This window comes from Actinomadura sp. SCN-SB, assembly GCF_043906805.1.
Taxonomy (GTDB): domain Bacteria; phylum Actinomycetota; class Actinomycetes; order Streptosporangiales; family Streptosporangiaceae; genus Spirillospora.
The window spans coordinates 1-14,182 of sequence record NZ_JBIMPP010000112.1 but is presented as its reverse complement, the minus strand read 5'-3'; the positions used below and the strand labels follow the sequence as shown (position 1 = coordinate 14,182).

General features: G+C 73.8%; 14 protein-coding genes. 3 read left to right on the top strand and 11 right to left on the bottom strand.

The genetic code is table 11. The annotated features are described in order from the left end of the window. Nucleotides 1-297: biliverdin-producing heme oxygenase (locus tag ACGWYJ_RS37465; RefSeq protein ID WP_395111329.1), on the bottom strand; the 297-nt coding region annotated here is incomplete at its 3' end. A gap of 83 nt (nt 298-380) precedes the next feature. Continuing rightward, on the bottom strand, nt 381-704 hold the full coding sequence (locus ACGWYJ_RS37460; RefSeq protein ID WP_395111328.1) for a DUF2470 domain-containing protein: 324 nt from the start codon (nt 702-704) through the stop codon (nt 381-383). 147 nt (nt 705-851) lie between these two features. Here ACGWYJ_RS37460 and ACGWYJ_RS37455 point away from each other — a divergent pair, with 147 nt between their 5' ends. Both ACGWYJ_RS37455 and ACGWYJ_RS37450 read left to right on the top strand, forming a co-directional pair. After that, on the top strand, nt 852-1,850 hold the full coding sequence (locus ACGWYJ_RS37455; protein WP_395111327.1) for a hypothetical protein: 999 nt from the start codon (nt 852-854) through the stop codon (nt 1,848-1,850). Between the two features lie 8 nt (nt 1,851-1,858). Then, the gene (locus ACGWYJ_RS37450) at nt 1,859-3,865 is read left to right on the top strand and encodes a cytochrome c oxidase assembly protein (RefSeq protein WP_395111325.1); all 2,007 of its coding nucleotides are present in this window, start codon (nt 1,859-1,861) and stop codon (nt 3,863-3,865) included. Here the strand turns inward: ACGWYJ_RS37450 and ACGWYJ_RS37445 are convergent. The 6 genes from ACGWYJ_RS37445 to ACGWYJ_RS37420 all read right to left on the bottom strand — a co-directional run bounded on the left by ACGWYJ_RS37445 (nt 3,847) and on the right by ACGWYJ_RS37420 (nt 10,520). Further along, nucleotides 3,847-6,645, bottom strand: a complete 2,799-nt coding sequence (locus ACGWYJ_RS37445; RefSeq protein WP_395111324.1) for a DEAD/DEAH box helicase — start codon at nt 6,643-6,645, stop codon at nt 3,847-3,849. The genes ACGWYJ_RS37450 and ACGWYJ_RS37445 overlap by 19 nt on opposite strands. A gap of 112 nt (nt 6,646-6,757) precedes the next feature. Further along, on the bottom strand, nt 6,758-7,621 hold the full coding sequence (tatC, locus tag ACGWYJ_RS37440) for a twin-arginine translocase subunit TatC (protein ID WP_395111322.1): 864 nt from the start codon (nt 7,619-7,621) through the stop codon (nt 6,758-6,760). A gap of 117 nt (nt 7,622-7,738) precedes the next feature. Continuing rightward, the gene (tatA, locus tag ACGWYJ_RS37435; RefSeq protein WP_395111321.1) at nt 7,739-8,107 is read right to left on the bottom strand and encodes a Sec-independent protein translocase subunit TatA; all 369 of its coding nucleotides are present in this window, start codon (nt 8,105-8,107) and stop codon (nt 7,739-7,741) included. A 37-nt stretch (nt 8,108-8,144) separates the two neighbouring features. Next, nucleotides 8,145-8,366 carry a hypothetical protein gene (locus ACGWYJ_RS37430; RefSeq protein ID WP_395111319.1) on the bottom strand — a complete coding sequence of 74 codons (222 nt, stop codon included), beginning with the start codon at nt 8,364-8,366 and terminating at the stop codon, nt 8,145-8,147. Between the two features lie 166 nt (nt 8,367-8,532). Beyond that, on the bottom strand, nt 8,533-9,498 hold the full coding sequence (locus ACGWYJ_RS37425; RefSeq protein ID WP_395111318.1) for a helix-turn-helix transcriptional regulator: 966 nt from the start codon (nt 9,496-9,498) through the stop codon (nt 8,533-8,535). Beyond that, nucleotides 9,495-10,520, bottom strand: a complete 1,026-nt coding sequence (locus ACGWYJ_RS37420; protein ID WP_395111317.1) for a helix-turn-helix transcriptional regulator — start codon at nt 10,518-10,520, stop codon at nt 9,495-9,497. Before ACGWYJ_RS37420 ends, ACGWYJ_RS37425 begins: the two co-directional genes overlap by 4 nt. Before the next feature lie 158 nt (nt 10,521-10,678). On the opposite strand from ACGWYJ_RS37420, the gene ACGWYJ_RS37415 reads away from it, so the two are divergent. Next, a complete protein-coding gene (locus ACGWYJ_RS37415) occupies nt 10,679-11,758 on the top strand; it encodes a DUF3866 family protein (RefSeq protein WP_395111315.1) in 1,080 nt (359 codons plus the stop codon). Between the two features lie 25 nt (nt 11,759-11,783). Here the strand turns inward: ACGWYJ_RS37415 and ACGWYJ_RS37410 are convergent, their stop codons facing one another. The 3 genes from ACGWYJ_RS37410 to ACGWYJ_RS37400 all read right to left on the bottom strand — a co-directional run bounded on the left by ACGWYJ_RS37410 (nt 11,784) and on the right by ACGWYJ_RS37400 (nt 13,982). Then, complete coding sequence (locus tag ACGWYJ_RS37410; protein ID WP_395111313.1) at nt 11,784-12,269, bottom strand: DUF3291 domain-containing protein; 486 nt, start codon at nt 12,267-12,269, stop codon at nt 11,784-11,786. A gap of 32 nt (nt 12,270-12,301) precedes the next feature. After that, nucleotides 12,302-12,958 (bottom strand): helix-turn-helix transcriptional regulator, encoded by a 657-nt coding sequence (locus tag ACGWYJ_RS37405; RefSeq protein ID WP_395111312.1) that lies wholly within the window; start codon nt 12,956-12,958, stop codon nt 12,302-12,304. 70 nt (nt 12,959-13,028) lie between these two features. Next, nucleotides 13,029-13,982, bottom strand: coding sequence for an FKBP-type peptidyl-prolyl cis-trans isomerase (locus ACGWYJ_RS37400; RefSeq protein WP_395111310.1), 954 nt, complete (start codon nt 13,980-13,982; stop codon nt 13,029-13,031). Nucleotides 13,983-14,182 lie beyond the last annotated feature (200 nt).

Genomic DNA, 14,182 nt, shown 5'->3' with positions numbered 1-14,182 from the left:
GAGCCGGTCGCGCCAGGCGGGCCCGTACAGGTAGGCCAGGTCGGCTTCGAGGGCCTCGCGCCTGCGCAGCCCGTCCATGACGAACGGCCCGGCGACCAGGTCGGCGGCCATCGCGTCGGCGGCCCGTTCCAGCAGGTCGTAGACGGGGTGGAGCTGGGCGACCAGCGCGGCGTACTCCTCGCGGCCCAGCCGGCCGTCGAACAGCGCGGTCATGTACGGGGAGCCCTCGTTGTCGCCGTGGTCGCTCCAGGTGGCCTCGCGCAGCTCCGCGGCGAAGCCCCGGCCGGGGCGGCTCATCGCGGCTCCCTCCTGTCGGTCCGGTTTTCCCGACGCACTGTCGGCTACTTTACCGACAGAGCGTCGGAAACAACACCGTGATCTCAGTGACCCTCGGGCGCGGCGACACCCAGCGACTCCCGCGCCTCGGTGGCCATGCGGACGACCTCCCGCCGCACCTGGGCGCGCTCGGTGAGCCGCCGGCTCCAGGGGATCCGGACGGGGACGTCGTGGCCGTCGACGGTGGCCACGAAGTCGATGCCGTCGGCGTCCAGGCCGCTCATCCGCGCCCTGCCCGCGTCCGGGCGCCCGCCCAGGGCCCGGCAGATGAGGAGGCAGTCCTGCGCGTGGTCCTCGTTCATGTGCCGCGCTATCCGACGTACCACCTCCTCGCCGAAGGGGTCGCCCGCGGAGTCTCCCTCGCCCATACTTGTCCTCATCTCTCACCCATGCCCCTCCTTTTACGGTAGGGGCGCATCCACGAGTGAACCTTGCCCGGATCGCGGCCCGTACAACGGGGCAGGCCCGCGACTCTCGGCTGGCGATGGGGGGCTTGATTTGGGTTCGGGTCTTCGATGACCGGGCCGGACGGGACCGGGGACGCCGCAGGCGACCTGTGGGTCCGGCTTCTGGGCGCGCTGGAACGCCCCTGCCCCGTGTGCGGGGGCGCCGGTCGCATGCGCAGCCGCGAATGGCGCGCGTGGCGTGCCCGGACCGACGAGCTGGTACGGGTGGTGGAGGCGGCCCGCCGCGCCGCGACCATGCCGGCCGGGGACGGTGCCCCTCAAGTCCCTCACGTCCCCTCAGCCCCTCCCGCGCCGCCCGAGATCGGCGCGGTGAATCGGGGCAACGGCGGCCCGCCCCAGCGTGACCCCTACGACACCGACCCCTACCGGACGGCGCCCTACGCCCCCGGCCCGTCACAGACCGACCCCTACCCCGGCGACTCCCCCAAGGACGACTGGTACGCCGACTCCCGCTACTCCGACGAGCGCTACTCCGACGACCGGTACGAGCCCGACCCGTACCCCATCGACGGCGACGACTTCTACGACGGAGAGATCGACCCGGGCGAGGGCATGCTGCGCGCGCTCGTGGCGCGGGCGGGCAGGCAGCCGGTGCCGCAGCTACCGGCCGAGGAGGAGAGTCCCCCTCCCCCGAAGCAGGTGCCCGGCAACCGCCCGGCGCGTCCCGCGACGGGCCCGCAGCCCACGGTGCCGATCATGGCCAGCACCCCGCCGCAGCCCCAGGGGCCGCCCGCCGCGATCGTGTCGGCGTTGGACCGCGCCATCAACGAGCACATCAGGGCGCGCCCGACGGGCCCCGAGGTGGTGCCGTGCGAGGAGTGCCGGGGCACCGGGCGGACGCTGTCCGAGGCGGGCGTGGGACTGACGCAGTTCCTGAAGCGGTACGGCCTGGTGTGGGCCGACCCCGGCATGAACGGACAGGGCCCCAACGGGCAGGGCTTCAACGGGCAGCCCATGAATGGGCAGGGTCTCAACGGCCGTGGCTTGAACGGCCAGGGCGTGCCCCCCGTACAGCGCAGGGACGGCCCCTTTCCCCCATCCGCGTGAGGGCAGACGTGACCGACACCACCCAGGGCACCGGACGCGGTGCGCCCTTGGCCGCGCCCGGCGGCGCGGCACGCCCGGCGGCTCCGTGGGCGGGGGCGGTGGTGGCCTCGCTGGTGGTGCTGGCGCTGGTGGTGCGGTTCGGCGGGGCTTTCAGCGCGGAGGCGGTGCCAGGGCTGACGCGATCGGGGGCGCTGACCAAGGGCGGCCTGGCCATCGCGGAGCTGGCGGCGCATCTGTGCTCGGCGGTGGCGGCGGGCTGGCTGCTCCTGGCGGCGGTCTTCCTGCCGGGGGACGCCCCGGCCGCCCTGGTGCGGCGCCATCTGCGGGCGGCGGCGCTGTGGGCGGCGGCGTGGGCGGTGGCGGCGCTGGCCGTGGTGATGTTCTCGGCGGCGGACCTGTTCGGCGTGCCGGTCACCACGGGCGTGACGGGCAACATGCTGCGCACGTTCCTGCTGGAGCTGCCGCAGGGCCGGGCGCTGCTGCTCGTGGCGCTGGCGGCCGTGGCGGTGGCCGTGCTGGCGCAGTTGACCTCCACGCCGTCGGGAGCGGCCGGGCTGCTGCTGGTGGCGCTGGCGGGTGTGCTGCCCCCGGTGTTCACCGGTCACGCCACGGCGATGGCGTATCACGCGTGGGCGGTCTACAGCCTGGTAGCGCATGTGCTGGCCGCCGCCCTGTGGGTGGGCGGCCTGGTGGTGCTCGTCGCGGTCGGCCGCGACCCTGATCGAGCCGGTGCCGGGTCGTTCCCGGCGGTGGTGGGCCGCTACAGCGCCCTGGCGGGGGCCTGCTTCGCGGTGGTGACGGTGAGCGGCCTGGTGAACGCGTGGGTGCGGCTGGGCGGGTTCGACGTGGGGTCCCGGTACGGGGCGCTGGTGGTGGCCAAGGCGGCGGCACTGGTGGCGCTGGGCGGGTTCGGGTGGTGGCACCGGCGGGTGAGCGTCCCCGGTCTGCGTCCGGTGCCAGGGACGGAAGCCTCGCCGGATCGGCGTGGCCGTCATGTGTTCGTACGGATCGCCGCCGTCGAGGTGGTGGTCATGGCGGCGACGATGGCGCTGGCCACGGGCCTGTCGCGGACGCCTCCGCCCGAGGTGCCGCAGGGCACCCTGGACCTGGTGGCGCTGAAGCTGGGGTTCCCGCTGCCGGGCCCGGCGTCCTGGGAGGCGTTCCTGCTGAACTGGCGCCCGGATCCGCTGCTGCTGCCGCTGGTGCTGCTCGGCGCCGTCCTGTACGGGGCCGGGGTGCGGCGGCTGCGCCGCGCCGGGCGGTCCTGGCCCGTGCCCCGTGTCGTGGCGTGGTACGGAGGGCTGGCGGTGATGCTGGTGGCCACGTCCGGGGGGCTGGCCCGTTACAGCATGGTGCTGTTCAGCGCGCACGTCGTGCAGCATCTGCTGCTGAGCGCGCTGGTGCCGATGCTGCTGCTGGCGGGCGCCCCGGTGACGCTCGCCCTGCGCGCCCTGCCCCGCCGGCCGGGCGCGGGCGGTCGGACGGCGCGTGAGCTTCTGGTGGCGGCGCTGCGCAGCCGGGCGATGGCGGCGGCGTGCCATCCGGTGGTGGCCCCGCTGGTGTTCGTGGCGTCGCTGCACGGGTTCTACTTCTCCCCGCTGCTGGAGACGTCGTTGCGCGACCACGCGGTGCATTCGGCGGCGATGGCGGTGTTCGTGATGGCGGGCCTGGCGTACCTGTGGCCGGTGACGGGGGTGGATCCGCTGCCGCGGCGCCCGCCGCCGTGGGCGCGGTTCCCGCTGGCGGCGGTGGTGGTGCCGTTCCACACGGTGTTCGGCGTGCTGGTCGTGGGTTCGGGCGAGGTACTGGCCGCCGCATGGTTCACGCGGCTGGGCCGTACGTGGGGGTCGTCGCCGCTGGCCGACCAGCGGCTGGGCGGCGGGCTGCTGTGGGCGCTCGGCGTGATCGCCGCGCTGGCAGTGATCGCCGCGCCGGCCCGCCGGTGGCTGCGGGACGGCCCGCCCGCCCACCGGGCCGTCCCGCGGGCCGCGGCGGCTCAGCTCACCGAGGAGTAGGCGACGACGCCGCGCCGCATCGCGTCCATGGCCTTGCGGGCGGTCTTGCGGACGTGGGAGTCGGGCGGTGAGGCGTCGGCGACCTGCCCGAGCAGGTCCACGAGCTGCTTGACGGCCCGGACGAAGTCACCGGCGGTCATGTCGGTCTCCAGCAGCACCTCGTCCAGTTCCTGGCCCTTGGCCCACCGGTAGGCGGTCCAGGCGAACCCCAGGTCGGGTTCGCGCAGGAAGGAGACGCGGTTGTCCTTCTCCACGCCATCCAGCTCCCCCCACAGCCGCACCATGGCGGCCAGGGCGTCGCGGGTGGGGCCGGTGGGGGTCTTGGGCGGGGCGGCGTCGTCGGGCTGCCGCGACTCGTACACCAGCGCGGACACGCACGCGGCCAGCTCGGCGGGGTCGAGGGTGTTCCACAGTCCCGCGCGCAGGCTCTCGGCGGTGAGCAGGTCCAGCTCGTTGTAGATGCGGCCCAGGCGGCGGCCCTCGTCGGTGACGGCGCCGTCGCGCAGGTAGCCGAGCTGTTCCAGGACGGCGCAGACCCGGTCGAACGTGCGGGCGATGACCTGGGACCGTCCCTCGACGCGGCGGCGCAGCTGCTCGGTCTCGCGTTCCAGGCGGAAGTACCGTTCGGCCCAGCGGGCGTGGTTCTCGCGGTCGGCGCAGCCGTGCACGGGGTGGGCGCGCAGCTCGGCCCGCAGCCGCGCGATCTCCTCGTCCTCGACGGCGGGGGTGTCGCGGTGGCGGCGCCGTTCCCGCACCCGTTCCTGCACGTCCTCGGGCAGCTTGTTGCGCAGCGTGGACGCCAGGTCGCGGCGGGCCTGCGGGTTGCGCGGACTGAAGGACTTGGGGATGCGGATGCGCTCGACGGGGTCCACGGGACGGGGGAAGTCCTGCACCGACAGGCGCTGCACGGACCGGTTGACGGTCAGCACCAGCGGGGCGGGCCCGTCGGAGCGGCGGCCCAGACCGGGGTCCAGGACGACGGCGGCGCCGGAGCGGCGCCCGGACGGCACCAGGATGACGTCGCCGGGCCGCAGGTGTTCCAGGGACCGGGCGGCCTCGGCGCGGCGGGAGGAGGACCGCTCGCGGGACACCTCGGCCTCGCGGTCGGACAGGCGGCGGCGCAGCGCGGCGTACTCCATGAAGTCGCCCCGGTCGCACTCGGCGGCCTTGGCGTAGCCCTCCAGGGCCTCCTCGTTCTTGCGGACCTGCCGGGCCAGCCCGACGACGGCGCGGTCGGCCTGGAACTGGGCGAAGGACTCCTCCAGCAGGTTGCGGGCGCGTTCGATGCCGACGGCGCCGACCAGGTTGACGGCCATGTTGTACGACGGCCGGAAGCTGGAGTTGAGCGGGTAGGTGCGGGCTCCGGCCAGCCCGGCGACCGAGCCGGGGTCGACGCTGGGCGTCCACAGCACCACCGCGTGCCCCTCCACGTCGATGCCGCGGCGCCCGGCGCGCCCCGTGAGCTGGGTGTACTCGCCGGGGGTGAGGTCGACGTGGGCCTCGCCGTTCCACTTGTCGAGCTTTTCGATCACGACGGTGCGGGCCGGCATGTTGATGCCCAGCGCCAGCGTCTCGGTGGCGAACACCACCTTGATCAGCCCGCGGGTGAACAGCTCCTCGACGATCTCCTTGAAGGTGGGCAGCATCCCGGCGTGGTGGGCGGCGATGCCGCGCTCCAGCCCGGCCAGGAAGTCGTCGTAGCCCAGCACGCGCAGGTCGTCGGCGGAGATGTCGGCGGTGCGCAGCTCGGCGTGCGCGCGGATCTCCTCGGACTCCTCCTTGGAGGTGAGCCGCAGGTTGGCGTTGAGGCACTGCAGGACGGCGGTGTCGCAGCCGGCGCGGGAGAACACGAAGGTGATGGCGGGCAGCAGCCCGGCCCGGTCCAGCCGTTCCACCACGTCGGGACGCGAGGGCGGCCGGAACCGCGTGGGGCGGGGCGCGCGGCGCCGTCCCGTCCGCCGCCCCTGGTTGATCTTGGCGCGGCGGACCTCCTCCACGGCCATCCGCTGGAGCTGCGGGTTGATCCGCGCGGGCCGGTCGGCGCCCTTCCCGCCGCGGCCCTTCCCGGGACCGGTGTCGACGAACAGGTCGTACAGGCGGGTGCCCACCATCATGTGCTGGAACAGGGGGACGGGCCGGTGCTCGTCGACGATCACGGCGGTGTCGCCGCGGACGGCCTGCAGCCACTCGCCGAACTCCTCGGCGTTGCTGACGGTCGCCGACAGCGCCACGATCCGCACCGAGTCCGGCACGTGGATGATCACTTCTTCCCAGACGGCGCCGCGGAACCGGTCGGCCAGGTAGTGCACCTCGTCCATGACCACGTACGCCAGCCCGGACAGGGTGGGCGAGGAGGCGTAGAGCATGTTGCGCAGCACCTCGGTCGTCATCACGACGATCGGGGCCTCCCCGTTGACGCTGTTGTCGCCGGTGAGCAGCCCCACCTTCGCCGCCCCATACCGGGCGACCAGGTCGGCGTACTTCTGGTTGGACAGCGCCTTGATGGGGGTGGTGTAGAAGCACTTGCCGCCGCCGGTGAGGGCCAGGTGGACGGCGAACTCCCCCACCACGGTCTTGCCGGAGCCGGTGGGCGCGGCGACCAGCACGCCGCTGCCGCCCTCCAGCGCCCGGCACGCCTCGAGCTGGAACTCGTCGAGCTCGAAGTCGTACAGGGTGCGGAAGTCCAGGAGGGCGGGGCCGTTCCCGGCGGTGCGGGCGCGGTAGGCGGAGTACCGCTGCGCCGGGGACCCGGCTGCCGACTGCGTGTCGGGCGTGGTCATGATTCGAGCCTACGTTCAGTCACGGCCCGATACCCAATTCGGGGCTCGCCCACCTGGACCTTCACGGGGTCCATGGGGGCGGGAGGGCCTGGGGACGGGCGGATTCGGGCGGTCAGCGTGAGGTTTCGCCCTTTTCCAGCTCGGCGTCGATGGCGTCCAGGTCCAGCGGGGACGCCTCGTCGTCGGACAGGCCCTCGTAGGGGTCGGGGCGGCGGGCCCGGCGGCGGTCGTTGAGGAAGGCCAGCAGCGCCGACACCTCGAACAGCAGGACGGTGGGCAGGGCCAGGGCCAGCATGGTGAACGGGTCGGCGCTGGGGGTGGCGACGGCCGAGAACACGAAGATCCCGAACACGATCATGCGCTGGGAGCGGCGGATCCGCGCGGAGCTGAGCACACCGGCCAGGTTGAGGATCACCACGAAGAGGGGCAGCTCGAAGGTCAGGCCGAACACCAGCAGCATGGCCAGCACGTAACCGAGGTAGTGGTCCACGGTGATCAGCGCGGCCACGTCGTCGGGCACGAACCCCAGGAAGATCGACAGGCCCTTGTCGACGGTGACGTAGGCCAGCGCGGTGCCGATGAGGAACAGCGGGATGGCCGCGCCCATGAACACGTACGTCCAGCGGCGCTCCTTGCGGTACAGGCCGGGCGCGACGAACGCCCACAGCTGGAACAGCCACACCGGCGAGGAGATCACCAGCCCGAGGATGAAGGCGATCTTCAGCCGGAGGAAGAAGGAGGAGAAGATGCCGTTGACCACCAGGGAGCAGTGGCCGTTGAGGTCCTTGGAGGCGTCCAGGGCGCAGTAGGGCTCCTTGAGGAAGTCCCAGACGGGGCCGAAGAGGATCCATCCGATGACGGTGCCGATCAGGATGGCCAGCATCGCCTTCAGGAGGCGGTTGCGCAGCTCCCGCAGGTGGTCCATCAGGGGCATGCGCCCCTCGGGGTCGGCGGCCCGCGGTGTGGTCAGCTTCATCGTGGCAGCTCTTGGATCCGGTCGGTCTCGTCGCAGGGGGTCGCGTTCGCAGGCGGGGGGGTCGGACCGAAGGCCGTCAGCGCCCTGATCAGGGGACGCCGGCCGGGCCGGACCCGGTCAGGAGCTCTTGCGGGCCTTGTAGTCCGACACCGGGACGCCCTCGATCGGCTCGCCGGAGGGCAGCTCGCCCTGGCGGCGGGCCGGGGCGGCCTGGTCGACGCCGGCCTCGCGCTCCAGCCTGGCGGCTTCCTCGCGCAGCCGGGCGGCGCGTTCACGGGCGTCGGCGGCCGGAACGTCCTGCACGGCGGGCGCGGCCTTGCCGTCGTCCTTGTCGTCGTCGTCCTCGCGCAACCCCTTGGTCTCGGCCTTGAGGATGCGGGCGGACTTGCCCAGGGAGCGCGCCAGCTGCGGCAGCTTGGCCGACCCGAAGATCAGCACGACGACCAGCAGGATGATCAGCAGTTCGGGGGTCCCGATGTTCGGCATGTGAGTCCTCTTCAGCAGCGTGGTGCGTGGTGGTGCGTTACGACGATCGTACGCCGTCATCGGTCGGTTGTGTCTCGCGGGATTCTCGCAGCGCGTGGAGTTCATCGCGCAGTTCGCGATGGTGGGGCCGCAGCCGCCTCCGGGCCCGCTCCAGTTCACGCGCGAGCCGCCGCACCCCCAGGTACACCCTGAACGAGCACACGCCCAGGACGGCCAGGCCCGCGAAGCCCAGCACGACCGACACCCCGCCCCATGTCACCCGAGCCACGGTATCCGAAAATCAGCCGCTTGCCCCACCCTGGCCGTCACCCCGGGCCCCGATCGGCGCCCAAGCGCTGCGATCGCGTCCGAAGGCAGGTTCCGTGCCTGCGAGGAATCTGATCGCGCAGCGAGCCGCCAAGGCGAGGAGCGCAGCTCGCTGGAGCCTAGAAATACAGTTTGAGGGCGCGGGCGGCGTCGGCGCGGATGTCGTCGGCGAGGTCGGCGGGGGCGACGACGCGGCCTTGGTCGCCGAGGCGCAGCGCGAGGCCGCGGATCCAGCGGGTGTCGGGGGTGCGCAGGGTGATCCGCAGGCGCCCCTCTCCCAGTTCGGTGACCTCGTCGCAGGGGTAGTAGTCGGCGACCCAGCGGCCTTGCGGGGTGAGTTCGAGGGTGACGGGGGTGTCGCCGGGCGAGGGGCGGAAGAGCCCGGCGTCGACGTCGCGCGGCTCGGCTTCGGCGGGGACCTGGGCGGGGACGTCCAGGCGGCGCAGCGCGGTGATGCGGTCGAGGCGGAACAGGCGGACGGCCTCGGCGCGGCGGCACCAGCCTTCCAGGTAGGTGTTGCCTTCCACGACCAGCAGCCGCATGGGGTCCACGTCGCGTTCGGTGTTCTCGTCGCGGGCGGGCACGTAGTAGGACAGGTGGACGCGGCGGCCGTCGCCGATGGCCTCGCGCAGCCGCCGCAGCGTGTCGCCGCGTGCGTCGACCTCCACCGCGACCTTGCCCGCGGCCTGGGCGGCGGCCCCGGCGGCGCTTTCCAGCTTGGCGATGACGCGGCTGAGCGCGTCGCGGTCTTGCAGGTCGGGGATGCCGGCGAGCATGCGCAGCGCCACCAGCAGGGCGCTGGCCTCGTCCACCTTCAGCCGCAGGGGCCGGGCGATCGACTCGGCCTCGGTCACGGTGATCTCCCCGCCCTCGTAGGACAGGTCGATCGGGCAGTAGGGGTCGGGGGCGCGCAGTTCCACGCACCACAGCAGGTTGAGGTCGTCGATCAGCTGCTTCTGGGTGATCCCGAACGCCTCGGCGGCCTCCTCCAGCGCGACCGAGTCGCGGTTCACCACGTACGGCACCAGCGCCAGCAGCCGGGCGAGGCGGCCGGTGGAGGTGGTGGCGGCGGTCTTGGCGGTCATGTGGGGCTCATCTCGGGCTCGTCGTCGCGGCCGTCCTCCCCCGGCCCGCCGCCGGCGGCGAGGGCGGCCTTGAGGTGCTGGATGACGGCGTCGCGCAGGTCGGGCGGGTCCAGGACGACCACGTCGTCGGCGAACCTGGCCAGGTAGGGCGCGAAGCGGTCGGTGTCGCGGAAGGTGAGGGTGGCCTCGTCCCAGGTCCCGTCGCCGACGGGACGCACGTCCTTGGCCCAGCGGCGGGGGCCCTGGGCGGCGCCGACCCGCAGCCGCACCGTCGCGGGGCGCGGCTCGCTGACCGGGTCCTCCCAGTCGAAGGCGATGCGGCGCACGTCCACGCCCTCGGGGACGGTGACGGACCCGGCGGGCCCGTCGGGCACCACCTCGCCGGTGATGCGGCTGAGCCGGAACACCCGGGTCTGCCCGCGGTCGCGGTCGTGCCCGACCACGTACCAGCGGCCGCGGCGGCTCACCACGCCCCACGGCTCCAGGTGCCGGCGGGCGGAGGCGGTGCGGCCCACGCCCTGGTAGTCGAAGGCGACGGGGCGGCCGTCGCGGACCGCCTCCCACAGCGCGGGGAACGCGGGCTCACCGGTGTCCAGGCGCGGCTCGATCGCCATGGCGGACCCGGCGCCCACGGGGTCGGTCTCGACCCCGGCGGCACGGAGCTTCAGCAGGGCGCCGGAGGCGGCGTCGGCCATGCTGGCGCGCTGCCACACCCGCGCGGCCAGGCCGAGCACCGCGGCCTCGTCGGGGGTCAGGTGGATGTCGGGCAGCTCGTACGCCTGCGGCGGGATCCGGTACCCGATCTCCTCGCCGGTGCCGCCCGGCTGGTCGCTGCCCACCTCCAGGGGGACGCCCAGCTCGCGCAGCTCCTCCTTGTCGCGCTCGAACATCCGCTTGAACGCCTCGTCGGAGCCGGGGTAGCCGGGGACGGCCCGCCGGATCTGCTCGGCGGTCAGGTAGCGCCGCGTGGCCAGCAGGCACACCACCAGGTTGAGCAGCCGCTCGGTCTTGCGCCGCGACACGTGCCACCTCCCGCCTTCGCGCCGTCCGCGGGCCCCGGCGGGGCCCTCAGCCGATTGTCCCGTTTCCCGGGGTCCTCCCGGTCCTTTTCACGATCTTTGGTGCCGCGCGGCCGTCATACCGCCCGCCCGCGACCGTCCCAGGACGCTACCGTTTCCCTGTGATCCGATGGCGCGAGGGCACGGTCGACGGTATCCGCCGCGAATGGCCGGGGGCGGTCGAGCTGGACGTCACGATCGGGGACGACGGGACGCACCGCGCTCTGGCCTACCCGGCGCTGGTGGGCCGTCCCGAACCCGGCGACACCGTCCTGCTCAACACTACGGCCTTGGCGCTGGGACTGGGCACCGGCGGGTACGCGATCGTCGTGGCCGTGCCCGACCGGCTCCCGCCCGATCCCGCGGGCCCGGGGCACATGGTGAAGGCCCGCTACACGCCGTTGCAGGCCACGGTGCTGGGCGCCGACGAGCAGGACTCCCCGCACCACGCGCTGCTGCGCGACGCCGATTCCCTGGACGGGACGCCGGTGATCGTGGCGGACCTGCACTCGGCGCTGCCGCCGATCCTGGCGGGCCTGCTGGCGGCCCGTCCGGGCACCCGCGTGGTGTACGTGATGACCGACGGCGGCGCGCTGCCCGCCTGGTTCTCGATGTCGGTCGCGCGGCTGCGCGAGGCGGGCGCGCTGGCCGGGGCCGTCACCGCCGGGCAGGCGTTCGGCGGCGACCTGGAGGCGGTGACCGTCCACAGCGGGCTGCTGGCGGCCCGGCTGGTGCTGGACGCCGAGGTGATCGTGGTCGCGCAGGGCCCCGGCAACCTCGGGACGGGCACGACCTGGGGGTTCTCGGGGGTGTCCGCCGGGGAGGCGGTGAACGCGGCGGCCGTGCTGTCGGGGCGCCCGGTGGGGTCCCTGCGGGTCAGCGAGGCGGACGCCCGGGAGCGGCACCAGGGGGTGTCCCACCACAGCCTCACCGCCTACGGCCGGGTGGCGCTCGCCCGCGCGCAGATCGTGGTGCCGGAGCTGGGCGGCGCGTTCGGCGCGCGGGTCGCCGGGGAGGCGGCCACGCTCGGCGAACGCCACGACCTGGTCCCGGTCACCGTGGAGGGCCTGCGCCAGGAGCTGCGCGAGGCGGAGAAGGAGTGGGGCGTGCGAATGTCCACTATGGGACGCCGCCTGGACGCCGACCTCTCCTACTTCCTCACCGCGGGGGCCGCCGGGCGCCACACCGCGACCCTTCTGTGACGCGGCTTTCAGGGCATCTCTCAGGTCATGACGTGGTGAGGACGCCGCCGCGGCCGGCGTCCCGTGGCGCGTGGAAGTCGCGGAAGGTGAACGCGCGCGGCGAGGGCCCCTCGGCGCGCAGCAGTTCCAGGCGCTCGACGCCCTCGTCCAGCGAGGGGATGTGCCCGGCGGGGATCCACCACAGCACCAGGTGCGGCTTCACGTGCCGCTCGAACCATTCGCGGCGGCGGCGGAGCGCCTCCAAGTGCGCGCTGCGGTACACGTAGTTCCACAGCGCCTCGCGTCCCTCCCACACCGAGAAGTTGACGATCACGTCGGCGCCGAGGGGGCGCAGCGCGGTGGCGTCGGGCGCGCCCTCCTCCACGAGCCGCCAGACGAACCCGGGCGTGCCGTCGGCGAGCGCGTTCAGGGGACCCAGGAGCGCCATGAAGCCGGCCATGTCGGGATGGTCGAGCGGGAACCGGAGGGTCGCGACGTTGAACTGGGCGAGATGGAAGCGGTGACCGGGCATGCGCCCAGCCCACCACGCCCCTGATGTCTATGTCAATCCTCATTGTTTTTAGAAGGCCCGGCCACGACGCAGCACCAGCCCGGCCGCGCGTCGATCCGCACCCGCACCGCCTCCGAGCCCTCCAGCAGCCCCTCCAGCAACGCCAGGTTCATCCCGCACACCAGCGGCGGGAACCGTTCCGACAGCGCGTGGAAGGGGCAGTTGCGCATGCGCAGCACCCCGCCGTCCATCCGCGGCTCGTAACCGCGCCGCTCCAGCAGCGCCGCGACCTCCTCCAGGCCGCCGCAGGGGCCCCCGGCCCGCTCGCGCAGCTCCGCGCCGTGCCGCCGCGCCGCGTCCGCAAGCTCGGCGTCCAGCCCGGCGGCCTCGGCCGCCTCCGCCAGCAGCCCCGCCGCCGTCCGGTAGTCGCGCGGCGGCACCGACACCCCGCGCTCCTCCCCCGACCGCCGGTACAGCTTGGCCGGGCGGCCCGCGCCCGGCCCCGACCGGCCCGTCAGGCGGCGGCTCACCGTCTCCAGCAGCCCCGCCTCGACCAGCCTGTCCAGGTGGAACGCCGCCAGGGTGCGCTGGACACCGGCGGCCTCGGCCGCCTCGTTCCGGCTGACCTCGTGGTCCTGCGCCCCCACGTACTCGTACAGCCGCCGCCGCACCGGATCCCGCAGCACGGCGATCGCCTCGATGTCCTCCACCCGGCCATACTAAGAACAACCAGCATGCGCTTTAGAAGGCCGCGGGGACCCGAACAGGCGCCTTGGCGCCTTAGTGGGCGCCGAGGATGTCGACGACGAAGACGAGGGTGTCGTCGCCCTTGATGCCCGCCTGCGGCAGGCCCTGCTTCCCGTACCCGAGCGACGGCGGCACCACCAGCAGCAGCCGGCTGCCCACCCGCTGCCCCACCAGCGCCTGGTCCCAGCCCTTCATCACCTGGCCGGTGCCGATCGTCGCCGCGTAGGGCCGCCCCGCCTTCCACGACGACTCGAACACCTTCCCGTCCCGCCAGAACACCCCCACGTACTGGAGCGCCAGCAGCCGTCCCTTGGCGACCGGCGCACCCTGCCCCTCGATGAGCGTGCGCACCTGCAACGACTTGGGAGGCGCCGTCTTCGGGACGGTCACCGACGGGCCCTGGCCGGGCCGCGCGTCCCCGACCTTCGGCAGCCCGGGATCGTTCAGCGGCTGCGCCCGGCCCCGCGCCGCGGCCGACCCGGGGTAGATCGCGCGCACGTCCAGGACGTACAGCAGCGTGTCACCGGCGCCGACCTGGTGCTGCATGGCGCCCCTGTCGCCGTACCCGTCCTTCGGGGGGATCTTGGCGACGACCCTGCTGCCGACCTTCGCGCCCGCCAGCGCCCGCTCCAGCCCCGGCACCAGCCGTCCGGTCGGGAACGCCCCCGGACGCCCGGTGATGTAGCTGTTGGCCAGCAGCTTGCTGCCGTCCTTGTTCCACCGGTACCCCACGTAGTCGGCCACGACCAGGTCGCCCTTGCGCGCCTCGGCGCCGCGGCCGCCGGCCACCGTCTTGACCGCCAGCCCGGCCCCGGGCGCCTCCTCGGGGAAACTCACCTCCGGCCGGGAGCCGAACGCCCCCTTGACCGAGACCCCCACATCATCGCCCGACCCCGAGCAGCCCCCCGCGAGCAGCAGCGGGACGGCGAGCACGGCGGCGATGGCGGGCACCGGGGTCGCGCGCGAAAAGGAGAGTCGACGGCGCATGCGGGTCCTTCGGGTCCTTCAGTGTCTGCACGGTTCTGCACGGGCTCTGCGTGAACACGGCACGGGTCGCCGCGGGACTGTCACGGGTACCCCGTGAAGCCCACGAGCGTAACCGCGCGCTCACCCTACTCCCCCGTGACCCGCCGGTAGCCGCACTCCGCCGTCCCGGCACCGGCCGGCCTCACATCCCGGCGATGAGT